This is a genomic window from Pseudomonas sp. 06C 126 (assembly GCF_001855215.1).
GTDB classification, from domain to species: Bacteria; Pseudomonadota; Gammaproteobacteria; order Pseudomonadales; family Pseudomonadaceae; genus Aquipseudomonas; species Aquipseudomonas proteolytica.
The window spans coordinates 69,863-92,938 of the sequence record NZ_MIFU01000013.1 but is presented as its reverse complement, the minus strand read 5'-3'; the positions used below and the strand labels follow the sequence as shown (position 1 = coordinate 92,938).

The following is a 23,076-nucleotide window of genomic DNA, read 5'->3' as shown; positions in this document are numbered from 1 at the left end:
TATGCTGTGGTACACATTACCTCGCAGCCCGGCACTGCCGCCGCTGTATTGGCGCGCCGCACTCAAGCGCAAGATCACCGGCACCACGCTGCCCGACTCAGGGTTGCATTGCCGGGTGCAGGTCAATCCTGCGGCAGTGACGGCCTACCGCAAGGTCTGTGGGTTTGCCGAGAGCCCGATGTTGCCGGCGACTTATCCACACATCATGGCGTTCGGCCTGCAGCTGCAACTGCTGACGGCACCGCAGTTCCCCTTCCCGCTGCTAGGGCTGGTGCACTTGAGCAACCGTATCCGCGTGTTTCGCCCCATGGGCGGGGTCAGCGAGGTGCGGGTCAGTGTGCATACGCGCAACCTGCAACCCCACGCCAAGGGCGCGACCTTTGACCTGATCACCACCGTCGAGGATTCCCTGGGTTTGCTGTGGGAAGGTGAAAGCCAAATGCTCTGTCGCGGGGTGAAACTCGATGGCGAGGTACCGGAGCAATCCCTGCCAGCGCCCAGTACGGTCAGCGAGCTGACTCGCTGGAAGGCACCGTCCGATATCGGTCGGCGGTATGCCCGGGTATCCGGCGACTACAACCCGATCCACTTAAGCGCCCTGACCGCCAAGTTGTTCGGCTTCCCCCAGGCGATCGCCCATGGCCTGTGGAACAAGGCGCGCACTGTGGCGGCCCTGCATGAACATCTACCCGCGGCGAACATCGAGATCTACGTTGAGTTCAAGAAACCGGTACGCCTGCCTGGCGAGGTCATCTTGTTGAGCAGTGCGCCCGGTTCCAGCGGCGAGTTGCAACTCAAGGGCGCTGGCGATATCGAGCATATGCTCGGCAAGTGGCAGCCGATTGCCTGAAATCGGGTTAACCGGCTGATTAATTGTATATATACAACCTAAGTTATAGCGGGCTATCGACAGCCCGCTGATTTTTTCAAGTACTTGATTTACATCGCATCGCCCCTGACAGAAAACCACCTTATATACCGTTGGTATTAATCACCAAGACGCATATCCCTGCCTGTATATAAATCGTTAATACCAAGTTGAGCGTTGCGACAAAGAGTGCCGAGGACTGTTATAGCCACAACGGACGCAAATATTGCCTGCTGAAGAACGGGTGAACTTGCGAGACCAACAAAGGCTGTACCAGGTGCTAAGGAACTCATCATGAAAACTCAAGTCGTGTTGTGGAAGGCAAGTACTGCATTGGCCCTTATCTTGGCGATGAGCCTGGGAGGCTGCAGCAGTGGTGGTGGCGGTCATAAGAGCAGCGTTGCATCCTCGTCCCCGGATGCTGGCGCCGGTACCGGTGGTGGTGACGGCGGCGGCACGGGTGGCGGCGACGGTGGCGGAACTGGCGGTGGCACGGGTGGCGGCACAGGTGGCGGCGACGGTGGTGGCACTGGCGGCGGCACGGGTGGCGGAACCGGCGGTGGCACTGGCGGTGGCACAGGTGGCGGAACCGGCGGTGGCACTGGCGGCGGCACAGGTGGCGGAACCGGCGGTGGCACTGGCGGCGGCACAGGTGGCGGCACAGGCGGTGGTACTGGCGGCGGCACAGGCGGCGGCACCGGCTCGACTACCAGCCCATTGGTCACTGGTCAGATTGCGGCCAATCTGGGCAGCACCCTCGGTAACGTCGGTACAGCGATCGGTGGCATCGGCACAACCGTTGGCGGCGTTCCGGTAGTCGGCACTGCCGCAGGCGGCCTGGTGACCAGCGTGGGCACCGCGGTTGGCAGCGTCGGCACTGGCGTCGGCACTGGCCTGGGCTCCCTGGGCACCAACAGCAACTCCGTAGGCGTTACCGTGGCCGGTGTGGCCAACGGCGTTGCCGACCTGGGCACGGGTGTTTCGAACACCGGCAAAACACTCTCGACTACCCTGGGCGGTATCCCGGTAGTCGGCGGCCTTACCGGCGGCGTCGGTGGAGCAGCAGGTGGCCTGGTGGATAAAGTTGGCCAGGCAGTCACCATGCTCGGCGATACCTTGAGTACCGCCAGCACCACCGGCCCACTGGGATCGGTCACCAACACCCTGGGCGGCAAAGTGCTGGTGCCTGTGGTCTCGCTGGTGGAAAACACCACCGGCAACCTGGGTAAAGCCACCGGCCTGGGCAACCCGGTCAATGGCCTGCTGGATAAAGTCGGCTCTACCGTCACCGGCCTCGGCACTCAGGTGGCAGGCGCAGGTGGCGCTGGCAACCCAGTGACCGGTGCCGTGGGCAGCGTGCTCAGCGGTGTCGGTGCGGTAGCAGGCACTGCGGGTGGTTATGTGGCACCGTCTGCCGGTACCGGCAGTGGCAGTGCCCCGGCATCCGGTCTGCCTGAACTGGTGGGCGGCCTGGTGGCCAACGTCGGTAACGGCCTGAATGCGGGCAACACCAACGGCACCGTCAGTGCAGGGGGTGTGGCAGGTGGCGCACTGGGCAACACCGTGGCCTCGCTCGGCACAGTGATCGGTGGCAACGGTGTGGCCAACACCGCGGCAACCGCACCGGTAGCAGGTCTGGCGACCAATGTGGGCGCGGCGCTTAACCCTGTGACTTCGGGTGTCAGCAGCCTGACCCAGAACATCGGCACCACCACCGGCATCGGCGCACCGGTCAACGGCTTGGTGACTCAAGTGGGCGGCGCAGTCAGCAGCCTCGGCGGCAACATCACCGCAGCCAATGCCAACCCAATCACCAACACTGTAGGCCAGACCGTCAACACAGTCGGTGGGGTGGTGTCCTCGGTCGGTGGCCTGGTAACCGGCGGCACCAGCGGTAGTGGTGGTGGCCTGCTCGGCGGCCTGAACATCAACGCCAACGCCAATGCCACGGCGTCTGGATCGGCCACTGCAAACACCGGCGTAGGTGGCCTGCTCAAGGGCCTGACCGGCAAATAGAAGAATTGCACCTGGCCATTAGACGGCCTCCTCTACAGCGCCTACGCTTGGTTGAGACGAGAGATTCCAATGGGTCTCTCGTCTTTTTTATTGGAACTCCCGAACCGTGCCCAAGAACCCGGCGGGAACCTGCGAAATGCCGCTGCAGTTTTGACCATGGAGTGTCCTATGCGCGTTTTGACGCCGTTGTTATTGCTCACCCTCAGCGCTTACGTCCACGCCGAGACCCTACCCAGCTTCCTCAACAGCAACGACACCATCCGCAACCTCCCCGTACCCAACCTGCCGGCCGACGCCTACCGCCCGGTGACGCCGCAGACCCAGCTACCAGAGACCCCGGCCGCACAAGCGCAACCGTTGCTGATGGACACCAAAGTCACCATCCGCAAACTGCAGATCGAGGGCGGCACCGTGTACCCGCTGCAGGAAGTCGCCCAGGTTTTCGAGCCGTTGATTGGCCATGAAACCAACCTTGCGCAACTGATCGAAGCCACCCGCAGCATCACCCGTCGCTATCAGCAGGACGGCTACCTGTTGTCCTACGCCTTCCTGCCCGACCAACGCTTCGAGCAGGGCCTGGTGCGGGTGGTTTTGGTCGAGGGCTACATCAAGGACTACCAAGTGCAGGGCGACATTGGTTCGGTCTCGGGCTACGTCGACAAGCTGGCGCAAAAGCTCCAGGCCGAACGCCCGCTGACCCGCAAGACGTTTGAGCGTTACACCACCTTGATGGGGCGGATTCCCGGCGTGACCCTGCAAGCGCAAGTACCGCCACCGGGCACCACCGACGGTGCCGCGCATATGAATATCCAGGCCAGCCGCAAACCGTTTACCAGCAGCATGAGCATGACCGACGACAGCCGTGGCGGCCTGCAAGCCCTGATCGCCGGCACCAGCAACTCCCACACTGCAATGGGCGAACAAGTGAGCCTCAGCGGCCTGTTCCCGCCGGGGGAAGACAAAGAGCGTTACTACCGGCTCGACTACAGCCAGTTCATCAATGCCGAAGGCACGCAATTGAGCCTGTATGGCGCGCGCTATCGCAGCGACCCGAGCACCCGTATCCGCCTGGACGGCGGCTTTTCACTCAAGCCGCACCGGGAGAACGACCGCTTCTCCATCGGCCTGAGCCATCCGCTGATCGCCTCGCCCAGCGAGTCCCTGACCCTCGGCACCCGCTTCTACGGAGTGAACGACCGGACCCGCTATCAACTGGTGGGTTACCCGCAACGGTTCGACGTAGAAACCGACCTGCGCGCACTGGCCTTCGAAGGAGACTGGCGCAAGGCCGATGATCGCCAATTGCGCATCCTCAGTGCCGGCCTGTACCAAGGCATCGACGGCTTGGGGGCCAAGACACGCAGCGACCTGGAAGGGATAAAGTCTGACCTGGACTTCTTCCGCCTGCGCCTGTCCGGGGTACAGAGCGACAAGTTCTTCGACAATTGGCAAGGCGTGCTCTCGGCAGCGCTGTACTGGAGCGACGACACCTTGCCCGACAGCGAGCGCGCAGTGTTCGGCGGGCAGAATTTCGGGCGTGGTTACCCGGATGACCAGGGCTCGGGCGACAAGGGCTGGGGGGTGGCCTACGAGGTCAACTACAGCTACAACCGCAGTGGCGACTGGGTAAGGATCGTGCAGCCCTACATCGTGCTCGACCGTGCCAAGGCGTGGTTCAACAACTTGCCGGTGAAAGATAGCGACATGTCCTCTGCCGCCATAGGCCTGCGGTTTGGCGATGCCAAGTACTACAACATTGCGTTGGAGGCGGCCAAGCCGATGTCGGATATGGCGCTGGACAGTTTTAACCGGCGGCCGCGGTATACGTTGAGTTTCAGCTATCAGTTGTAGGGGTGGTTTGAGCCAATAAAGGCGCGCTGACCTGTGGAGAGGGGGCTTGTCCCCCGCTGGGCTGCGCAGCAGCCCCAATAAGACTTACTGATTTTTATCAGCCACACCGAAGTGGCCGGTTTTGGGGCTGCTGCGCAGCCCAGCGGGGGACAAGCCCCCTCGCCACAATAGCCGCCGTACTCAGGTCAGCGCATCCCCCACCTTGCCAAAGAACGTCGCAATCTGCGGCCCCAGCAACTTCCCGGCCGCCAGTACCACCAACGCAATCACCACAATCAAAATCACGTATTCAATCGCCGTCGCACCGTCCCGTCGGCGCACTAACAGCATCCACCACGTGCAAATCCTCAGCAGCAGGGCAGGCAACATAGAACATCTCCTCAGATGGGCGCTACGGACTGGCCAACTGCTCCCTACGCCCTGGGAAACAGATTGTTTAGGGTATCGATCAAACGAACCAGGTAGATGGGTTTGCGAAACAGGTCCAGGACCTGCAAGCGCAACATGTCACTGACGTCATCCATTTCGGCATGACCCGACATAACAATCACGGGCAGGTGCTGGCGTGAGGTGTGCTCACGCAAGCGCTTGATCAGGGAAATGCCGCTTTCCTCAGGCATGCGCAAGTCAGTGATGACCAGCGCAATATCAGGATGCAGTGTCAGCTCCTGTAGTGCATCCGTGACGGAGCTGGCACAGAAGCAAACAAAGCCCTCGTTCCCCAGCGATTCCGCCAGTTCTACGAGGGCATCTTCTTCGTCATCCACCAACAGGATCTGCTGGCGGCTCGTCACAACAGCGTTCATGAGCAATACCTTCCAAGACAATCACTGATGGGCTTGCTCAAAGCGCTGTTGCCAATCAGGTCAAGGCTGCCCCGACTTTAGCGAACATGGCCGCGATCTGAGGCCCAAGCAATTTCCCTGCTGCCAATACGACTAACGCAATAACTGCTACGAGGATCACATACTCGATCGCCGTAGCGCCCTCTTTGCGATGAAACAGCAGTTGGAGTTGAAGGTAGAGCTTCATCATGAAGGTAAGGAACATATGACTTCTCCTTTGCGCTTACTTGCGCAGATCGCGGTACTGCACGGTGATTGCTGCGTGCCACTAGAGCATTGTCAACAAACCCCACATCAACAACTGTAAGAACGGATTAATCACAAAGTAGTAGTCACAACACTGACGTCATAAACCCGCGTTTTCAGGAGGCATGTCGATAGTTCCAAAATAAATCGTGATGGCTAATGGCATTTTGTCCTAGCTCGGCTACCGTCAAATAGCGAAATCGTTAGATGTTCATAGCTGCCTGGTTGCGAAATAAACTCGTTGGGAAAAACGGGCCCGTAGTGCAACAGGAAAGGGAGAGCCTTCATGAACAGTCGTGTCAGCATGATCCTGGCCGGGTTGTTATTAATCGGTGCGCTATTCGCAGGCTATTGGGGGCTGGTGCTGAGTCGCCCGCCTGAGCCGGTTGTCGAACCGTCGCCATCTGGCGTTTCCGTGGAAAAAACCGTCGCCGCCGTCGAAGACCAGACCCGCCAATCGGTAGTGGTCCTGGCCCATGATGTGCCGCCGTATATCGCCCTCACCGCCGCCGACCTGACCCTGGAAAGACTGCGCACGGCACCGGCCGGCAGCCTGACCAGCCTCGACCAGGCCATCGGCCGCACGCCCTTGAGAGCACTGCCTGCCGGTACCTGGCTGGATGATTCGAGCTTCAATGCCGGTGGCCCCCTGGCCCGCATGATCCGCCCTGACGAACGCGCCCTGGCGGTCGCCGTCGATGAGGTCATCGGCGCCGCCGGCCAGTTGAGCCCCGGGGATTTTGTGGATGTGCTGCTGTTCCTGCGTCCGGAAGGCACCAACCCTGAGGCCACGGCCCAGGTCATCGTGCCGGCCCTGCGCCTGCTCAGTGTGGGCGATAACCTCGGCCCGACCAACGATGGCAAGCCGGCCGTAGCCCCGCCCACCACCGATGAAGAAAAAGCCCGCCAGGCACAACGCCAGGCAAGCCCGCCACGGACCGTGGTGTTGGCAGTGCCACAACAGTTGATGAGCCGCTTGATGCTGGCAACCAGCGCCGGCACCTTGCGCCTGGCCGTACGCAGTGCCGATGAGCAGTTGTTGAGCCAGTACTGGGCCGGCAACAACGAGGCCCCCGCCAACCTGCAAAGCGCTAATCGCGAGCTGTACCAGTTCACTCAACTGGCGATGCTCGGGGCCCCGAAAAGAGTCGCGCAAGCCTGGGGCGCCAGCGAAACCAGGCGCTCCGGCATCGAGGTCATACGTGGTAACCAAGCGACCCAACAAAACCCCTGATTGAGCAAGGATGCCCTGAATGCGCCAACGTTTCGCACCTGCGTTCACTCAAATGGCCTGGGCCTTGATGCTGTCCAGCCTGCCTGTCGGCCTGGCATTCGGCGCCTCGGACACCTGCAACAACCTGGGTGCCCTGCCGGCCGTGGTCGAGGTCGGCGAAGGCTTGCAGCAAAACCTGCAGTCACCGGTGGCGATCACCCGGCTGGCCATTGGTGACCCCAAAATCGCCGACGTACACCTCAATGGTGACCGCGCGTTCCTGCTCACCGGCGTTGCCTCTGGCGCCACTAGCCTGATGGTCTGGACCCGTTGTTCCAGCGCCCCGCGCCAGAGCATGGTGTTCGTCAAGGGCAAGGCCAGCTCAAGCCTGACCAGCATGGCCCTGTCGCCCTCCGACGACCCGTCCCTGCCGAGCCAGGTGCAGACCGATATCCGCTTTGTGGAAGTCAGCCGCACCAAGCTCAAGGAGGCCAGTACCTCGATCTTTGGCGGCACGCGCAACTTCCTGTTCGGTAGCCCGCGCACCGCCGGGATGAGCCTGCCGCTGGATAACGAGAGTTTTAATATCGGCATTGGTGGTGGGCGTTTTTCGGCGGTGATCAATGCCCTGGAACGCAGCGGTTTTGCCTACACCCTCGCGCGTCCGAGCCTGGTTGCCATGAGCGGGCACAGTGCGACCTTTCTGGCCGGCGGCGAAGTGCCGATCCCGGTGCCCAGCGCCGGCAGCGACACGATCTCCATCGAGTACAAAGAGTTCGGCATCCGCCTGACGCTGACCCCGACCGTGATCGACCGCACGCGGATTTCCCTGAAGGTGGCGCCGGAAGTCAGCGAGCTGGATTACGCCAACGCCCTACAGGTAGAGGGCATCCAGGTGCCGGCCCTGACCGTGCGCCGCACCGACACCACGGTGTCCCTGGCCGATGGCGAAAGCTTTGTGATCAGCGGCCTGATCAGCAATAACAACCGCTCCACCATCAGCAAGTTTCCAGGCCTGGGCGATATCCCGATCCTCGGCGCGTTTTTCCGCGACAGCAACGTCAGCCGCGAGGAAAAAGAGCTGCTGATGATCGTCACCCCGCACTTGGTCCAGCCCCTGGCCGCCAACGCACGCCTGCCGTCCCTGCCCGGGGAAAAACTGCGCACCTACGACCCCAACTGGTATCGCCTGTACTTCCTGGAAAACGGCAACTTCGACCGACGCACAGGACTTTCCCAATGAGCGATAGCCTGAGCCAGACGTTCCTGGCAATCACCCGCAACACCACCGACCTGGAATGGCTGCAAGGCGCCCTGGCGCCCCTGGGCCAAGTGGTCAGTGCCGGTGGTGGCAGCCTTGATGAACTGTTGGCCCTGGTGGACGTGACCTTCGCCAACCTGGTGTTCGTGGGCCTGGACCGCGAGCATGTGGTGGCCCAGAGCGCCTTGATCGAAGGCGCCCTGGAAGCCAAGCCAATGCTCGCCATCGTCGCCCTGGGCGACGGCATGGACAATCAACTGGTGCTCAACGCAATGCGTGCCGGCGCGCGGGATTTTGTCGCCTACGGCTCACGCTCCAGCGAAGTCGCCGGCCTGGTGCGACGCCTGAGCAAGCGCCTGCCACCGGTGGCACACAACGCACACCTGGGCGGCCTCACCGTGCTGTATGGCACCCAGGGCAATGCCGACGGCGCCCTGCTCGCCAGCCACCTGGCGATGGTGGTGCAAAAGAGTGGTCAACAGACCCTGCTGCTGGACCTGGGCCTGCCCCGTGGTGACAGCCTGGCGCTGCTGGGCCTGGAAAGTTCGTTCAACTTTGGCGATGCACTGCGCCACCTGCGCCGCCTGGACACCACCCTGATTAACAGCGCATTCACCGCCACCGAGGGTGGGCTGCGCATCCTCGCCTATACCGAAAGCGACGAGCCACTGGAAATGACCAGCGCCGCCGAGTTGTACATGCTGCTCAGCGCCCTGCGCCAGCACTTCCAGCACATCGTGGTGAACCTCACCGGCCAGCGCGACAGCGAAGCCTTGCGCACCTTCGTCAGCCATTGCGACAAGCTCTTGTGGTGCACCGACCAGAACGTCCTCGACTGCCGGCGCAACCTGGCGGTACTCAATCAGTGGCGGGAAAAAGGCATGAAGCTTGATCATGCCAAGCTGCTGGTGGACCGCTACCTCAAAGGTGCCGCGCCGGACACCGATGCCCTGGAAAAGAGCTTCGGCCTGGAGGCCATCGCCGTGCTGCCCTTCAGCCCCGAGGTGCGCCTGAACGCCAAGAACCAGGGGCAAACCTTGTTCAGCCTGGCGCCCCGGGAGACCCTGACGCAAAACCTCAAGACCCTCGGTGAGCGCCTGGCCAAGCGCTCCGAAGGTCTGGAAAAACCCTCCACCCGCTGGTTCGATCGGCTGCTGGGGACTCCCAAATGAGCAGCGAAAAACTCTTCGGCGCACCCGCCCGTGGGCTTAACAGTGCGGTGGATCACGACGGTCTGAAACTGGTGCTGCACCGCTACATCATCGACGCCATCGAAGAGTCAGGCAAAAACCTGCTGGAAGGCTCGCGCCAATCCCTGGCGCAATTTGTCATCGACAAGGTGTCGGAATACATCACGCGCATGCACCTGGCGATTTCGCGTTATGAGATGGAGCGCCTGGCCGAAGAAATCGTCGATGAGCTGACCGGTTTCGGTCCGCTGGAAGTGTTGTTGCGCGACCCCTCGGTGACCGAGATCCTGGTCAACGGCCCGCACCGGGTATTTGTCGAGCGCGACGGCCTGTTGCACCAGAGCGACCTGCGTTTTATCGACGCCCATCATGTGGAGCGGGTCATGCAACGCATCCTCGCACCGCTGGGCCGGCGCCTGGATGAGTCATCGCCGATGGTCGATGCCCGGCTGCCCGATGGCAGCCGGGTCAACGCGATCATCCCGCCGATTGCCCTGGACGGCCCGTGCCTGTCGATTCGTAAGTTTCGCAAGGACATGCTCAAGAGCAGCGACCTGGTAGCGATGCAGACCATCGACCAGGCGATCTTCGAGTTTTTCCAGGAGGCGGTCGGCAAGCGCTGCAATATCCTGATCAGCGGCGGCACCGGCACCGGCAAGACCACCCTGCTCAATATCCTCAGCCAATTGATCAACCCCCATGAACGCCTGGTGACCATCGAAGACGTCGCCGAACTGCAACTGGGCCACCCCCACGTGGTGCGCCTGGAAACCCGCCCGCCGAATGCCGAGGGGCATGGTGAGGTAAAGGCCAGCGACCTGATCCGCAACGCCCTGCGGATGCGGCCGGACCGCATCATCCTCGGTGAGATCCGCGGTGTGGAAGTGCTGGATGTGATGACCGCAATGAACACCGGCCACGACGGTTCCATGAGTACCGTGCACGCCAACAATGCCCAGGACGCGCTATTGCGCCTGGAAACCCTGGTGGGCCTGACCGGTCGCGTGGTCGCGGAGAAAACCCTGCGCCAGATGATCTGTGCGGCCTTGGATGTGGTGATCCAGCTGACCCGCATGCCCGATGGCCGGCGCTGCGTCAGTGAAGTGGTGGAGGTCGTGGGGGTGCGCGATGACGTGTATGTCACCAACACCCTGTTCCGCCATGACCGGCGCACCGGCTTTGGTTTCCTGCGCGAGGCGGTCAACCCGGCGGGTGACAAGCTGCGCCGCGAATCGGCCTTGCCGCTATAGGAGCGTCACCATGACCGGCGCCATCTTGATGTTCAGTTGCGTAATCCTGATTGGCGTGTCGCTGCATCTGTTCCTCAGTGGCCTGCGCCAGGCGGAAACCGATCGGGTCCTGGAGCGGCTCGCCGAAGGGCAGCCGCTGCTGGCCGAAGAGCGCGGCCGCTGGGTCGGCCTGGAGCGCATGTTCCAGCGCGCGGGCCTGGGCAAGCCCACTGACAGCCTGGGCCTGTGGGTGACCTGCTGGGTGTTGGGCGCGCTCCTGGGCTTGCTGGTGTGGAGCTGGGTCGGGATGGCCGCAATGTTAGTGCTTCCGCCCCTGATACTGCGGCTGTACATCGCCTGGCGCTATCGGCGGCGGGTTAAACGGATGGTCGAACAATTGCCGCAAGTCCTCGACCACACCGTGCGCAGCCTGAAATCCGGGCGCACCCTGGCAGATGCCCTGCTGGGTGCCATCGACAGCACCGAGGCGCCTTTGAAGCCTGCCATGGAGCGTATCCAGCGCAACGTGCAATTGGGGGTCAGCCTGCCCGAGGCCGCCAGTGATTTTGCCGAATTCTACGAGCAGGACGAGTTCCGCATGCTCGCCCTGGGACTCAAGGTCAACCACCGCTACGGCGGCAACGCCAGTGACTTGCTGGAGAACCTGATCAAGGTCATCCGCGAACGGGAGCAAGGCGCGCGGCAATTGCGCGCCATGACCGGCGAGACCCGCGTCACCGCCTTTGTGCTGGCCGGCATGCCCATTGCGATGGTGGGCTATTTCATGCTGATCAACCCCGGCTACCTGCTGACCATGTGGAACGACGACAGCGGCCGCTACATGCTGCTGGCCGCGCTGACCATGCAGGTGCTGGGCTGCCTGACGATGTGGCGCATGTTGCGGAGTATTTGAGATGGTTCTGCTGATCAGTGCCTTACTGTTTTTGGCTGCGCTCGTGCTGATCGCCGGCCAGTTGCTGGGCCAGCGCCGCCGCGAGCGCCTGGTCAACCAACGCCTGCAAGGCCAACTGGTACGCGGTGACCGCCTCGGCACCCTGCTCAGCCAGTTTGGCAGCAGCCAGCTGGCCCAGCGCTCGGTGAGCATGGATAACGAAACCCAGATCCTGCTCAACCGTGTGGGCTGGCGCAAAGCCAACCAGCGCTCGATCTTCGCCGCCTGCCAGATTGGCGTGCCGTTGGTGCTGGCGGGCGTGGTGCTGTTGGGCCAAGAGCTGCTCTTCCCAGGTTCCGACTCCCCTTGGATCGCGCCCCTGCTCGGCCTGGGCGTGGGCTACCTGATCCCCAAACGCATCCTCGCCAGTGCGGCCAGGGCCCGCCAGCAGCAAATTTCCCGCGAGGTGTCGACCTTCATCCCGCTGCTGCGCATCTTGTTCGAGTCGGGCATGGCGGTTGAGCAGTCCCTGCGCGTGTTGAGCGTTGAGGCGCAGCGCCTGCTGCCGGCGCTGACCCAGGAGTTGCGACTGATCCTGGCACGGGTCGACTCGGGCCTGGAACTGAGCGAGGAACTGGGCAAGACCGCCCGGCTACTGGCCGTGGACGAGTTCACCGACACCTGCATCATTTTGCAGCAACTGATCCAGCAGGGCGGCGGCGCCATGAAGTCGCTGCTGGCCCTCAAGCAACTGCTCGATGACCGCCGCCTCACCCGTTTGCAGGAGTTCATCTCGAAGATGTCGGCCAAGATGTCGGTGGTGATGATGGTCTTCCTGTTTCCCGCTTTGTTGATTGTGCTGGGGGGGCCGGCATTCATTGCGATCTCCCGGGCCCTGAGCAGTTTTTGAGGAGCGCTCGATGAAAGCACTGATTGCAGGCCTGAGCCTGCTGATGCTCGGCGGCTGTGCCAGCAACGGCCAGATGCCCTGGTCGGCGCTGATGACCCCGGGCAGTTGCACCAAGCCCAGTTCCGAGCAGGAGTTGTCATTGAACCTGGCCGACGACATGGCCAATGAAGGGAAGATGCACGCCAGCCTGGCCAACCTGCAAAGCCTGCCGGAGTCTTTGCCGCAAGTGCGCCAGCGCAAGGCCAAGGTCTACCGCCTGCTGGGGCGCAGTGAAGCGCAACCGCTGTACCGCAGCCTGCTGGGCACCTGCATGGCGGCCGAAGGTGAGCACGGCCTGGGGCAACTGGCGGCGGCCCGTGGCGACAACGAGCAAGCCCTGGCCCATATGCAACGGGCAGCGCAACTGGCGCCCACCGATGAAAAAATCCGCAACGACCTGGGGGTGGTCTACCTCAACCAACGGCGCCTGGAAGAGGCGCGCTTTGAATTCATGACGGCCATGGAGCTCAAGCAAAGCGATCAACTGGCGGCCGTCAACCTGGTGACCCTGTTGATCTATCAGGACAACTGGGGCCAGGCCGCGCAACTGGCCAGCCAGGTGGGCCTGAGCCCCGAGCAGGTCACCGAGGCCCAGGCCCGCGCCGAGAAGCTCAAGGCCGGCACGCCAGCCGCCAAGGCCAACGGCCAGGTCGCGGCGGCCAGCGATGCACCGCCCGTACTAATCAAGTAAGCGCTTGAAGGAGTCGATGATGAAATTCCATTACCTCGCCAGCCTGACGCTGCTGGCCCTGCCTCTGTCAGTACAGGCCATCGAGCCTGGGCCCTCGTCCAAGGCCCAGCAGGAAACGGAGAACTGGCTGGGGCTGCAAGTCCACGGGCAAGCCGCCTCGCCCACGGTGCAAAGGGCAACGCTCGCCGAGCGCGAACTGGCGCTGCAGCGTTTGCTGGAAAGCAAGAAATTCGCGATCCCCGAGAAGTTTGGCGAGGACGGCGCAAGCGCAAGCTCGGGCGGTAGCAAATAATCTAGGCGACCTCACGGCCACTGGAGAACTATCGGATGTACCCCACTCAAAATGTGGGAGCGGGCTTGCTCGCGAATGCGGCATGTCAGTCAGCCTATCTGGCTCTGACCCACCGTATTCGCGAGCAAGCCCGCTCCCACATTTGTTTTGTGCATGTCCTGAGTAATCAGTAATCCTCAGTGCGCCGTCACCCGTTGGCGCAATGCCGAATTGCTCGGCGACAACGCCAAAGCCAGTTGGGTGCGGTTGTGCATATGGGTCAGGCGCAACACCTGGGACACGTACAGCTTGACCGTGTTCTCGGTGATGCCCAGCTCGCACGCGATCTGGTAATTGGTCTGGCCCTTGCCCACCAGCCTTGCGACGTCCAGTTGCCGGGGTGACAACTGATTGAAGATCGCCGGCACCTCCAGGCGCTCGCCCTCCTCGCCTGCCCCGTCGCCATCGGCTTGTGGCGCCGGACCGCGACGGACCTTGTCCAGGTCCTGGTACAAGTCGTCGATGGATTCAGAAAGGTATTGCAGCTTCTGGTTCAGGTTGCCCAGGTGCAGGTTCTTGTGGCGCTCCTCCAGCGCGGCCTCCTGGCGCTGCAACCCTTCGAGCAATTCGTTGAGGTTGATCGGCTTCTGGTAATAATCGGAGATACCCACGCGCAACGCCTTGATCACGTCCTGCTTGTCGGCCCTGCCGGTCAACATGATGGCTTCGAATGCCCGCTGCTTGCCGGCGATTTTCTGCAGGGCCTGCACCAACTCGATACCGTCCATATCCGGCATATGCAGGTCACACAGCACCAGGCCGATCTGCGGGTCTTCACTGAAGCGTTGCACCGCCTGCTGGCTGGAGCCGCAAGGGACACAGCGATAACCGCTGCTTTCAAGAAATTCGCAAAGCTCCTCCACGATCAGCGGCTGATCATCGACCACGAGCACTTTTACTGCAGACGTAAGCTTGTTCACGCGCTACTCCATGCCTGGCAAGCCAAAAATTGACCTATCCGTTCCGAAGAACTTTCCTACTTGCTGTACAAATAAACGTAGACGTACTTTCCGACTATGTACATAGCGATATAGAGCCCCCGCGACTAATGGAGCACCAGCCAGGCCAGGGTGAAACCCACTAAAAGAAACGGTGCAAAGGGCAGTTTTTTTGACGGATCCACCACCAGATAACCCAGGCGCGCCCTAACGCCTTGACTGGCAAGTGGTAACAGCCGCGGCCCGTACACCAGCCAGGCGACATTGGCTACGCCGGCACCTATCAGCGACCACAACAGGTAGGTCGAATTCGACGCCAACGCCAACGCCGCGAGCAACTTCACATCACCGGCGCCCAGGCGCCCGAGGGCGTAGCCCGGCAACGTCAACAGCAGCGCCAGGACAAATGCCCACACCCCTTCAGCCCTGGAAGTACCGAGCCAGGTGCTGCCACTCCACAGCAGATAGAGCAGCGCCAGCAGCAGTGCGCCGAGGGTCAGCCGATTGGCAATCAGCCGCTGGCGAACATCCTGCACCGCACACAACACCAACCAGACAAAAACCACGAGGCCTTGGATCACGTAAAAACCGTCCCTTTTTGCTGATTGATTCTATGCTGATATCAGGTAGTAGCAGTCAGGGTAGTCGCAGTGATGAAAACCAGCCTCCCTAGAAAGCAAAAAGGCGCCGTCGCCATCGAATTTGCCGCGGTGTTCGTGATCTTTTTTGCGGTGTTCTATGCCACGGTCAGCTACAGCCTGCCGCTGTTGCTGTTGCAGTCCTTCAACCAGGCCACGGCCGAGGCTGTGCGCCGCAGCGTGGCATTGGACCCCAGCACCCCCAACTACAGCGCGGCGCTTATCCAGCGCGCCACGCAAACCGTACAAAGCCAATTGCAGTGGATCCCCGCGACCTTCCAGTTCCAGGCGGGCCATATCAAGCCGACCTACACCGCAGGGGTGCTGACCGTCGAAATCAACTACCCCTCGGCCAATCTCAAGAACGTGCTGCCGTTTATTGTCCTGCCGGGCATTGGCACCGTCCCCAGGTTGCCGACCACGCTGCATGCCCAGTCGAGCCTGCAATTTTGAACTCCGGTGACAAAATCTTCGGCCGGCTGCTGGGCCGCAGCAACGCCCAGGCCCTGGAGACGCCCGCCAGCCCACCCGCGCCGGGCTTGCACCTGCGCCTGGATCAGCAAGGTCATGTGCTGGACATCAGCCGTGCACTACAGCAACACCTGGCCCGCCACCTGGGTAACCAGGCTCAACCGCTGCTGCGCGACCTGCTGTGCCTGCCCGGCGCTTTAAGCATCGAAGGCACACCTGCCGACTGGCAGCGCCATAGCATGGACCTGGACTTCCAAGGCGCCGGCGACAGCATCTTGCACACCCGTGGCTGGATCGAGCCGGACGCCGATGGCTGGCTCCTGCGCCTGACGGATATCAGCGACCTGCTGACCGGCCGGCAATTGGCCCAGCAGCGCGAACAGAACCATCAACTCGCCAGCCAGATGAGCGAGCAACTGCGGGTGTGCAGCCTGACGCGCTTGCCCCAGGTCTTCAGTGAGCACCTGCGCAGCCTCGCCCAGCGTTGGCGCATCCCGTGCGTGGCCATGGTCCTGCTCGACCAACAGGACCAGGACTGGCTGGTGTATTGCAGCTACAGCGCCCATGACGCGCCACAGCTCTGGGAACCGGGCCAACGCCTCGGCACCTGCCTGGACAGCCTCAACGGCAACACCCCGCTGAGCCTCAAAACCCTGCAGGGCCGCAGCGAACACCCGCGCCTGCACAGTGTATTTGGCAATGCCGAAGGCCTGCTGGTGCCATACCGCGATAGCCAGGGCGTCGCCGCCTGGTTGCTGTGCGGCTTCTACAGTGGCCACCCCGACGTCAGCGAACGCGACTGGCTGAACCTTGCCGCCGCCCTCGCCGCACCGCTGCTCAGCCGCCTGCGCGAGCAGCGCCATCACCAGCAACTGGAACGGGTTGAAGCCTTGCAAGGCCTGCTCGGCACCGGCTGGTGGGAACTGCTGGCCAGCGGTGAAGAGATCCTGCTGGCGCCGCAACTGATGCGCAGCCTGAGCCCGGAAGATGCGCCAACCAAACAGGTGCTGGGCAACTGGCTGGAGTTGATTCACCCCGCCGACCGCCAGGAGCTCAACAGCCGCCTGCAAGACCTGCAAACCCTGGGCAAACCGCTACTGACCAGCGTGCGCCTGCTGCGCAGCGACGCCAAGCAGAACCCCATCTGGTACCGCGTACAGGGCCAGGTGCTGGGCACCGGCGAACATCGGCGCTGGATCGGTTTCATGCTCGACATCAGCGACATCAAGAACCAGCAACTACAGGCCGCCGCCGCCCATGCCCGCCTGGACAACCTGATCGCCAGCTCCCCGGCGGTGATCTACGTGCAGCGCTACGTCAACGGCGCACTGCACCCGGCATTCTTCAGCGACAGCCTGCTGCCGCTGCTGGGCTGGACCCTGGCCGAATGCACCCACGACACCTCCGTGGAATGGGTACACCCCGAAGACCGTGACCTGTACTTCGAACGTACCCGGCAATTGCTCCGCGAAGGCAGCGTGCGCAGTCGCTACCGCGTGCGCGATCGCCAGGGCAATTACCACTGGCTGCTGGACGAAGCCAAGCTTTTGCGCGACGACCTTGGCTTGCCGGTGGAAGCCGTCGGCCTGTGGCTGGACGTCACGGAAGCGACCCTGGCGGCGCAACAGATCAAGGACAGCGAAGAGCGCTATCGCATCCTCGTCGAAGACTCGCCGGCCATGATCTGCCGCTACCGCCCGGACCTGACCCTGACCTTCGGCAACACGCCCCTGGCCAACTACCTGGAATGTACGCCGGCACAATTGCCAGGGGTCAACCTGGGCCACTGGTTATCTGAAGAACAGCGCAACGCCTTCGTAAAACGCATCGGCCAGTTGAGCCCGGAATTCCCCGTCAGTACTGCCGAAATCAGCCTGCAACTGCCGGGGCGCGAACATGCGTGGTGGGTGTGGTCCGACCGTGGCGTGTTCGACGAGCACGGCCAGTTGCAGGAAATCCAGGCCGTGGGCCGCGACAACACTGAAGTGCGCCGCTCCCAGCAGCAACTGACCCAAAGCGCAAAAATGGCCACCCTCGGCGAAATGGCTACCGGCCTGGCCCATGAGATCAACCAACCGCTGAACGTGATGCGCATGGCCATCGTCAATGTGCTCAAGCGCCTGGGCAACGGCGACGTACAGATCGACTACCTGATCGAAAAACTCCAGCGCATCGACGCCCAGGTCCAGCGCGCGGCCAGGGTGGTGGACCATATGCGCGTGTTCGGCCGCCGCTCGGAGGTCGAGCAACAACCCTTCGACCCGGCCCAGGCAGTGGAAGGTACCCAGTCACTGCTGGGCGAAGGCCTGCGCGGCAAGGGTGTGGACCTGCGCATCACCCCCATGGACTTCAGCGCGCAGGTCAACGGCCATGTGGACCAACTGGAACAGGTACTGATCAACCTGGTAGTCAACGCCCGCGACGCGCTGATGGCACGGCACGAAAAAAACCACGACTTCCACCCATGGATCGCGCTGTACAGCGAACACGACAGCCGCCATGTGCGCCTCTTTGTCGAAGACAACGGCGGCGGCATCGATGCACGGTTGCTGGAGCGCATCTTCGAGCCGTTCTTTACCACCAAGCCGATAGGCGTCGGCACCGGGCTGGGGTTGTCGGTGAGCTACGGCATTGTGGAAAACATGGGCGGACGCCTGAGCGTCGCCAACAGCGAACACGGCGCGCGGTTTTGTGTGGAGTTGCCGGTGGTGGGTGGGGGTTAGATGACGAGGTAGGCGCGGCCTGCTTGGCAACTCAGGTTGGCACCTACATCCACTTTATTTAGATCGACGCCCAAGGCCAGTAACAGGGTATTTATCAGCGAGTCCAGCAGCGGCGTAAGCGTGGTTTTGATCGTACTGATCAATAGGGAAGTGACGCTATTTAGCGTGGTTCCGAGACCACCAATGAGACTGCCTAGCAGGTTTTCGTTTCCGGGCTGCGGACCATACATATTTAGAACAAGGCCCGCGGCTGTTCCCTTCGCTGGGTCGGTGAGCCCGCTGACAATATTGCTGGTGGTGTAAGGGAAATAGAATGGTTGTTGCGATATTTCCGGTAAATCGGGGGACAGGTAAGTATGGGGAAGGTTCTTGCTACCACCGACGTCGATATTGGCAGATAACCCGATACCACCTCCCACGGAGGGAACGCGGGCATTGCAATCATTGAGTACCAGAAAGCGGCGACACGATTCAGTACCGATATCAACGACCTTCAATGGTTTCACAACCATCTGGGGTGGAGTTTGACTGCTGCCGAAAATGCTGGACAGACCGTCAACCTGACCCAGTTTCAAGTTAACCAACGAGGTATTGGTGCTGGTTGTCAGGCTTTTATTGGTGGGGCTTGCACAACTGTAGGCCGTTACCCAACTGCTGGCGCTGGCAGCTTCTACCGCAATATCCACGTGGACGGGCGGGGGCAGAATCTGGAGGTTGGGCGAAGTACAAAGTGCGCCCAAACCACATGTCAGCGCATTGATCGCGCCCACAATATCAAGATGTAGCAGCGCACCCACCGTGCTTGCCAGAGGTCCCGCCAATCCGGTCACGCCGTTCACCAAACTCACGACTGTGTCCAATACCGGCAAGTTGACCGAAAGTAGAACGCGCAGCTGCGACGTGCGCACATAGATACGATTCGGACCCGTTTCAGGGTTATGTCCTGCTGCTACAGCCTTGGCTGGATTACCGACAGCAGATAACTGAGGCGGCTGCAAAACCTGAACGGTCGCCGTGATTTGCGCCACGCCAGGCAAGTCAATCGGGACACTGGCCAGTAAACCGTTTTTCTTGTTGGCCAATTGCACAAAACCTTCGATCAGATCAAACACCCGCATGTTCACTGCCAGAGACGCCACATCAGTGCCACTGGCAATCTGCAGAATATCGCCCAATACGACTTGAGTAGAGCCAGCAGCTGTCTTGAGCGCTTTTAAGCCGACAATCGTTACATCCGTCGCCAGTGTGTTGGTCGGGTCCAATACATTGATCGCACTTTGAATTAGTTGGCCAACACCGAGGGTATTACCAAGAACCTCTGTATAGCCAACCGCTGTCAGGCCCAGGTCGAGCTTCAGCCGGTCCAGATAACTCAATAGAGAGATGTTGGTATTAATCAAACCATTCCAGCCTGCCACCGATAGGTTCAGGCCACCGCCCAACAAGCCACCGAACAGCGCATTGAGAACCGAGGCTTTTTTGTCTGTGTCCACAACCACTGCTGTGCTGCGGATTGTGAGTGCGGCCACTGGGGTCGCCAGCGCCGCCACCGCGGTCGCCGTCAATGTCGTATTAGCGTTATACGTACCGCTGAACAACCGCCATACGCCGTTGGCAATACCGGTGGTGATGGTACGAGTGGCGACTACGCGGATGGCCTCATTCTTGGTGGCATCCGCCGTAAAGACACGGGTGTTGAGGCCATTGGTCAACAACGTCCCACACGTCACCGCCAGGGCGCGGCTGGGGTCGTTGGCGACGACGGTGAAGCCATTGCGGGTGGCGTTCTGCTTGGCGTAGTCGACGGCGGTGGTGCTGCCTGCACACTGCCCGCCGCGGTTGGCGGCTTCCAGGGCGGCGGTGTCGGCAACGGCCTGCAGCTTGCGTTTTTCCAGGTACAGGCGACCGCTATCGACCACCAGCAACAGAAATACCAGGGCCAAGGCCAAGGTCCCGGCGAACACCAGACCGATTGCGCCACGTTGGCCAGAACGAAGTCGGGGAGACATCGAGCACTCCTTTGCCGGCGAACTGCCGAGCGCTTACTCTCCTGTAATGAACAGCAGTGTAGACAAGGCTTGGAAGGTGCGCTGGCAAGTTGCCACTTTGGCGACTGACGGAACCCTCAAGGCCACACACAACACCTGTGGGAGCTGGCTTGCCTGCGATGCGGGCGCTGCGGTGTAACAGGTACATCGCGGCGATCCCATCGCGGCCTCGCTGGGGCTCGACGGCTCCCACATTTGATCGGTGTTCGTGACACAGATCGGGACTGGCCGAGTAAGACTTACCGTGGTGGGTAGTTGGACAGCACCTTGGTCACCGTCGCCCGGATCGCCGCGCTGCGGTCTTGGGGGCTGGGGGAGCTGCTCATCATCTGTTCATCGCTGCCGCGCCACACCAGCTTGCCGTCCTTGCCGTCGAGCAGGTCGATCTGGAGGGTGGCGACCTTATAGGTGACGTTGCGCGTTTCGTTGTACATCGGCGCGCCCCAATAGCCATTCCACGGGCCACCCCAGGCGCCGCCGTAGTTGGTGGTGACTTGTTGCTGGCGATCTTCGACGATCAGGTAGGCCTGCACGTTCACGTCAGCCTTGGCCCCGGGGGCGGCCGGGCGCAGGCCGCGTTGGTCGAGCTGGTCGGCCACCGCCTGGCGGATGCGCTGTTCGGTAAGGTCACTCTTGATCCGCGGATCGTCAGGTCGGTACTGCAACGCCGGATCTTTCCAGGCCCAGCTACGGTAGGCACCAAAGTCGCGGCTGGCGTCAAAGTCGTGGTTGACCTGATTGGTCTGGCAACCGCCCAGCAGCACGGCAAAAGCGAGCAAAGCGATACGACGCAACATGGTAGTTCTCCAAAGGGCAAACCGAACCTGAGATGAGAATAGCTGTTAACTCGGAGGATACGCCGTCATCGCCTTCTGCACAGCCTGGCGCAAGGCATCACTACGTTCACTCAAGCTGCCCTGGCTGCCCGTTTCGGCGCTGGCGCTCCACACCGGCTGGCCCGTGCGGGCGTCGAACAGGTTGACGCGCACCACCACGACCTGCACTTCATAGGTGCGCACAATCGGCACCGAGTTGTACATGCCGTAGCCGTTGCCATAGCGATTGTAGCCACCGTAGCCATAGCCATAATCGTCCTGCACCTGGCGCAGGCGCTTTTCCAGGTGCACGTCGGCGCTGACCAGCAAGTCCGGCGCACCCTGGTCATGTACCGGGCGCAGACCGCGCTGGTCGAGGGCGCCGCTGACGGCTTCGGCGATCTGCGCAGGATCGGCCCAGGCCGAGCCAGCCGGCAATTGGCCGTTGCGCCAGGCCCAGTTGCGGTAGGCGCCATAGTCGCGCACCGGCGCCGGGTAGGCGCTGGCGTCAAAGGTGTTGGCGGCCTGGGCAGGCGCCGGCGGCATGGGCTTGGACGCCGCAACATACGGGTTGTTGCTGGAGCAGGCACCCAGCCCCAGGCACAGCAGGATCAATGCACAGCGCTTCATTTCGATCTCCGCAGACTGGGCCGCTTAAACCGGACGGCAGATCCAGTGCAAATAACGCCCAAGTCCGGCAAAGCTTGGGTGACGACGGTGAGCGAGTTCCATCTCCAACAAGTCCTGCAAATCGGCGCGGGCCTGGAATTCCACCGGCATGTAGTCGTGGAATACCCGTACCCCGCTCTGGCTTTCGACCTGCCACAGGCCTTCAAGTTGCGCCGCCAGTTCACGCGGGTCCAGGGGCTGTTGCGGGGTCAGGCTCTGTTTTTCGCCGGCCATGTCGTTCTTGCGCATCTTGCGAAAGTGGCCCTTGAGCAAGTTGCGATAAATCAACGCATCACGGTTATAGAACGCCAGGGACAACCAGCCGCCCGGCGTCGTCAACTGGTGCAGCACCGGCAGGATCGCGTGGGGTTCGGCCAGCCATTCCAGCACGGCGTGGCACAGCACCAGGTCATAGGGCTCGGTGAGCTGACCCAACAGCTCCTGCCACGGCGCCTGGATGAACGTTGCAGTCTGCCCCGCCTCGGCGAAACGCTGGCGGGCGCCTTCGAGCATCGGCTCGGCGGGTTCGGCCAACGTCACCTGATGCCCGCGCTCGGCCAGCCACAGCGACATATGGCCCAGGCCTGCGCCGATATCCAGCACGCGCAAGGGGCGATCCGGCAGGGCCTCGATCAGGTCGGCCTGCAACACGGCCAGGCGAATCGCGCCCTTGGCACCGCCGTAGATCTTCTCGGCAAATCGCGTGGCCAATTGGTCGAAATGACGATCACTCATGGGCAAACCGCCGCTCGTTGTCAGCCAGCTTGGCGCTTACCACCTGGTTCATATCCAGGCCCAGCTCACCGCACAGCAGCAGGAGATAGAGCACGATGTCACCCACTTCCTGGCCGGCGTGGGCGAGTTTTTCGGCGGGTAACTGGCGGGATTGGTCTTCGCTCAGCCACTGGAAGATTTCTACCAGTTCAGCCATTTCGACACTGGCGGCCATGGCCAGGTTTTTCGGGCTGTGGAACTGTTTCCAGTCGTTGTTATCGCGGATGCGATGCATGCGTTCGGTAAGGTGTTCGAGATTCATGGGGGGCTCCTGAAGAGGTATAGCTTCGGGCTCAAGGGCGGGGATGGCAAATAAATTTGCGGCGCGCTCAAGGCCGCCATCGCAGGCAAGCCAGCTCCCACATTTGACGGTATTCAAAAATCAAACTGTGGGAGCTGGCTTGCCTGCGATAGCGAT

23 protein-coding genes are annotated in these 23,076 nt (G+C 61.8%); 13 read left to right on the top strand and 10 right to left on the bottom strand.

Going from position 1 to position 23,076, the window contains the following annotated elements:
- The first annotated feature begins 1 nt into the window (after position 1).
- The 3 genes from BHC62_RS04290 to BHC62_RS04280 all read left to right on the top strand — a co-directional run bounded on the left by BHC62_RS04290 (position 2) and on the right by BHC62_RS04280 (position 4,735).
- A complete protein-coding gene (locus BHC62_RS04290) occupies positions 2 to 850 on the top strand; it encodes a MaoC family dehydratase (RefSeq protein WP_070994315.1) in 849 nt (282 codons plus the stop codon).
- A gap of 312 nt (positions 851 to 1,162) precedes the next feature.
- Positions 1,163 to 2,884 (top strand): collagen-like triple helix repeat-containing protein, encoded by a 1,722-nt coding sequence (locus tag BHC62_RS04285; RefSeq protein WP_256324231.1) that lies wholly within the window; start codon positions 1,163 to 1,165, stop codon positions 2,882 to 2,884.
- 168 nt (positions 2,885 to 3,052) lie between these two features.
- Entirely contained in the window at positions 3,053 to 4,735 is a 1,683-nt protein-coding gene (locus BHC62_RS04280) for a ShlB/FhaC/HecB family hemolysin secretion/activation protein (RefSeq protein WP_070994314.1), read from the top strand.
- Between the two features lie 180 nt (positions 4,736 to 4,915).
- Here the strand turns inward: BHC62_RS04280 and BHC62_RS04275 are convergent, their stop codons facing one another.
- The 3 genes from BHC62_RS04275 to BHC62_RS04265 are packed head-to-tail and all read right to left on the bottom strand — an operon-like array spanning position 4,916 to position 5,785.
- Complete coding sequence (locus BHC62_RS04275; protein WP_029297585.1) at positions 4,916 to 5,104, bottom strand: Flp family type IVb pilin; 189 nt, start codon at positions 5,102 to 5,104, stop codon at positions 4,916 to 4,918.
- A 44-nt stretch (positions 5,105 to 5,148) separates the two neighbouring features.
- Positions 5,149 to 5,541, bottom strand: a complete 393-nt coding sequence (locus BHC62_RS04270; RefSeq protein ID WP_029297587.1) for a response regulator — start codon at positions 5,539 to 5,541, stop codon at positions 5,149 to 5,151.
- A gap of 55 nt (positions 5,542 to 5,596) precedes the next feature.
- Positions 5,597 to 5,785: a Flp family type IVb pilin gene (locus BHC62_RS04265; protein ID WP_029297589.1), complete on the bottom strand. Its 189-nt coding sequence runs from the start codon at positions 5,783 to 5,785 to the stop codon at positions 5,597 to 5,599.
- Positions 5,786 to 6,112: 327 nt separating this feature from the next.
- On the opposite strand from BHC62_RS04265, the gene cpaB reads away from it, so the two are divergent.
- From cpaB to BHC62_RS04225, 8 genes are read left to right on the top strand one after another with little or no spacing between them, the layout of a single operon-like run.
- Positions 6,113 to 7,060 carry a Flp pilus assembly protein CpaB gene (gene cpaB / locus BHC62_RS04260; RefSeq protein WP_070994313.1) on the top strand — a complete coding sequence of 316 codons (948 nt, stop codon included), beginning with the start codon at positions 6,113 to 6,115 and terminating at the stop codon, positions 7,058 to 7,060.
- Between the two features lie 19 nt (positions 7,061 to 7,079).
- Positions 7,080 to 8,282: a type II and III secretion system protein family protein gene (locus BHC62_RS04255; RefSeq protein WP_070994312.1), complete on the top strand. Its 1,203-nt coding sequence runs from the start codon at positions 7,080 to 7,082 to the stop codon at positions 8,280 to 8,282.
- On the top strand, positions 8,279 to 9,472 hold the full coding sequence (locus BHC62_RS04250; protein ID WP_029297595.1) for a pilus assembly protein: 1,194 nt from the start codon (positions 8,279 to 8,281) through the stop codon (positions 9,470 to 9,472). Before BHC62_RS04255 ends, BHC62_RS04250 begins: the two co-directional genes overlap by 4 nt.
- Positions 9,469 to 10,740 (top strand): CpaF family protein, encoded by a 1,272-nt coding sequence (locus BHC62_RS04245; RefSeq protein WP_070994311.1) that lies wholly within the window; start codon positions 9,469 to 9,471, stop codon positions 10,738 to 10,740. The genes BHC62_RS04250 and BHC62_RS04245 overlap by 4 nt, the downstream gene beginning before the upstream one ends.
- Before the next feature lie 10 nt (positions 10,741 to 10,750).
- Positions 10,751 to 11,632 (top strand): type II secretion system F family protein, encoded by an 882-nt coding sequence (locus tag BHC62_RS04240; RefSeq protein ID WP_029297599.1) that lies wholly within the window; start codon positions 10,751 to 10,753, stop codon positions 11,630 to 11,632.
- A 1-nt stretch (position 11,633) separates the two neighbouring features.
- The gene (locus BHC62_RS04235; RefSeq protein WP_070994310.1) at positions 11,634 to 12,521 is read left to right on the top strand and encodes a type II secretion system F family protein; all 888 of its coding nucleotides are present in this window, start codon (positions 11,634 to 11,636) and stop codon (positions 12,519 to 12,521) included.
- Positions 12,522 to 12,531: 10 nt separating this feature from the next.
- Positions 12,532 to 13,251, top strand: a complete 720-nt coding sequence (locus tag BHC62_RS04230; RefSeq protein WP_029297603.1) for a tetratricopeptide repeat protein — start codon at positions 12,532 to 12,534, stop codon at positions 13,249 to 13,251.
- Positions 13,252 to 13,270: 19 nt separating this feature from the next.
- Complete coding sequence (locus BHC62_RS04225; protein ID WP_029297605.1) at positions 13,271 to 13,543, top strand: DUF3613 domain-containing protein; 273 nt, start codon at positions 13,271 to 13,273, stop codon at positions 13,541 to 13,543.
- A 176-nt stretch (positions 13,544 to 13,719) separates the two neighbouring features.
- On the opposite strand, the gene BHC62_RS04220 is transcribed toward BHC62_RS04225, so the two are convergent.
- Together BHC62_RS04220 and BHC62_RS04215 are read right to left on the bottom strand one after the other, a co-directional pair.
- Positions 13,720 to 14,502: a response regulator transcription factor gene (locus BHC62_RS04220; RefSeq protein ID WP_029297607.1), complete on the bottom strand. Its 783-nt coding sequence runs from the start codon at positions 14,500 to 14,502 to the stop codon at positions 13,720 to 13,722.
- A gap of 125 nt (positions 14,503 to 14,627) precedes the next feature.
- Positions 14,628 to 15,101, bottom strand: a complete 474-nt coding sequence (locus tag BHC62_RS04215) for a prepilin peptidase (protein ID WP_070994309.1) — start codon at positions 15,099 to 15,101, stop codon at positions 14,628 to 14,630.
- A gap of 72 nt (positions 15,102 to 15,173) precedes the next feature.
- On the opposite strand from BHC62_RS04215, the gene BHC62_RS04210 reads away from it, so the two are divergent.
- Together BHC62_RS04210 and BHC62_RS04205 are read left to right on the top strand one after the other, a co-directional pair.
- Complete coding sequence (locus BHC62_RS04210; protein ID WP_029297611.1) at positions 15,174 to 15,611, top strand: TadE/TadG family type IV pilus assembly protein; 438 nt, start codon at positions 15,174 to 15,176, stop codon at positions 15,609 to 15,611.
- Positions 15,608 to 18,352, top strand: coding sequence for an ATP-binding protein (locus BHC62_RS04205; RefSeq protein ID WP_070994308.1), 2,745 nt, complete (start codon positions 15,608 to 15,610; stop codon positions 18,350 to 18,352). The genes BHC62_RS04210 and BHC62_RS04205 overlap by 4 nt, the downstream gene beginning before the upstream one ends.
- Here the strand turns inward: BHC62_RS04205 and BHC62_RS04200 are convergent.
- The 5 genes from BHC62_RS04200 to BHC62_RS04180 form a co-directional block, all read right to left on the bottom strand.
- Positions 18,349 to 20,361, bottom strand: a complete 2,013-nt coding sequence (locus BHC62_RS04200) for a pilus assembly protein TadG-related protein (RefSeq protein ID WP_070994307.1) — start codon at positions 20,359 to 20,361, stop codon at positions 18,349 to 18,351. The genes BHC62_RS04205 and BHC62_RS04200 overlap by 4 nt on opposite strands.
- Positions 20,362 to 20,639: 278 nt before the next feature.
- A complete protein-coding gene (locus BHC62_RS04195; protein ID WP_029297617.1) occupies positions 20,640 to 21,197 on the bottom strand; it encodes a DUF4136 domain-containing protein in 558 nt (185 codons plus the stop codon).
- A 45-nt stretch (positions 21,198 to 21,242) separates the two neighbouring features.
- Complete coding sequence (locus BHC62_RS04190; protein ID WP_070994306.1) at positions 21,243 to 21,845, bottom strand: DUF4136 domain-containing protein; 603 nt, start codon at positions 21,843 to 21,845, stop codon at positions 21,243 to 21,245.
- A gap of 24 nt (positions 21,846 to 21,869) precedes the next feature.
- Positions 21,870 to 22,619, bottom strand: coding sequence for a methyltransferase (locus BHC62_RS04185; RefSeq protein WP_029297621.1), 750 nt, complete (start codon positions 22,617 to 22,619; stop codon positions 21,870 to 21,872).
- Positions 22,612 to 22,920, bottom strand: coding sequence for a MazG-like family protein (locus tag BHC62_RS04180; protein ID WP_029297623.1), 309 nt, complete (start codon positions 22,918 to 22,920; stop codon positions 22,612 to 22,614). Before BHC62_RS04180 ends, BHC62_RS04185 begins: the two co-directional genes overlap by 8 nt.
- Positions 22,921 to 23,076: the final 156 nt, after the last annotated feature.

Coding starts and splice junctions, on each gene's coding strand:
- BHC62_RS04245 (WP_070994311.1), top strand. CDS start 9,469: ATGAGCAGCGAAAAACTCTTCGGCGCACCCGCCCGTGGGCTTAACAGT.
- BHC62_RS04280 (WP_070994314.1), top strand. CDS start 3,053: ATGCGCGTTTTGACGCCGTTGTTATTGCTCACCCTCAGCGCTTACGTC.
- BHC62_RS04285 (WP_256324231.1), top strand. CDS start 1,163: ATGAAAACTCAAGTCGTGTTGTGGAAGGCAAGTACTGCATTGGCCCTT.
- BHC62_RS04195 (WP_029297617.1), bottom strand. CDS start 21,197: ATGTTGCGTCGTATCGCTTTGCTCGCTTTTGCCGTGCTGCTGGGCGGT.
- BHC62_RS04200 (WP_070994307.1), bottom strand. CDS start 20,361: ATGTCTCCCCGACTTCGTTCTGGCCAACGTGGCGCAATCGGTCTGGTG.
- BHC62_RS04230 (WP_029297603.1), top strand. CDS start 12,532: ATGAAAGCACTGATTGCAGGCCTGAGCCTGCTGATGCTCGGCGGCTGT.
- BHC62_RS04250 (WP_029297595.1), top strand. CDS start 8,279: ATGAGCGATAGCCTGAGCCAGACGTTCCTGGCAATCACCCGCAACACC.
- BHC62_RS04290 (WP_070994315.1), top strand. CDS start 2: ATGCTGTGGTACACATTACCTCGCAGCCCGGCACTGCCGCCGCTGTAT.
- BHC62_RS04180 (WP_029297623.1), bottom strand. CDS start 22,920: ATGAATCTCGAACACCTTACCGAACGCATGCATCGCATCCGCGATAAC.
- BHC62_RS04185 (WP_029297621.1), bottom strand. CDS start 22,619: ATGAGTGATCGTCATTTCGACCAATTGGCCACGCGATTTGCCGAGAAG.
- BHC62_RS04255 (WP_070994312.1), top strand. CDS start 7,080: ATGCGCCAACGTTTCGCACCTGCGTTCACTCAAATGGCCTGGGCCTTG.
- BHC62_RS04275 (WP_029297585.1), bottom strand. CDS start 5,104: ATGTTGCCTGCCCTGCTGCTGAGGATTTGCACGTGGTGGATGCTGTTA.
- BHC62_RS04240 (WP_029297599.1), top strand. CDS start 10,751: ATGACCGGCGCCATCTTGATGTTCAGTTGCGTAATCCTGATTGGCGTG.
- BHC62_RS04235 (WP_070994310.1), top strand. CDS start 11,634: ATGGTTCTGCTGATCAGTGCCTTACTGTTTTTGGCTGCGCTCGTGCTG.
- BHC62_RS04210 (WP_029297611.1), top strand. CDS start 15,174: ATGAAAACCAGCCTCCCTAGAAAGCAAAAAGGCGCCGTCGCCATCGAA.
- BHC62_RS04190 (WP_070994306.1), bottom strand. CDS start 21,845: ATGAAGCGCTGTGCATTGATCCTGCTGTGCCTGGGGCTGGGTGCCTGC.
- BHC62_RS04270 (WP_029297587.1), bottom strand. CDS start 5,541: ATGAACGCTGTTGTGACGAGCCGCCAGCAGATCCTGTTGGTGGATGAC.
- BHC62_RS04265 (WP_029297589.1), bottom strand. CDS start 5,785: ATGTTCCTTACCTTCATGATGAAGCTCTACCTTCAACTCCAACTGCTG.
- BHC62_RS04225 (WP_029297605.1), top strand. CDS start 13,271: ATGAAATTCCATTACCTCGCCAGCCTGACGCTGCTGGCCCTGCCTCTG.
- cpaB (WP_070994313.1), top strand. CDS start 6,113: ATGAACAGTCGTGTCAGCATGATCCTGGCCGGGTTGTTATTAATCGGT.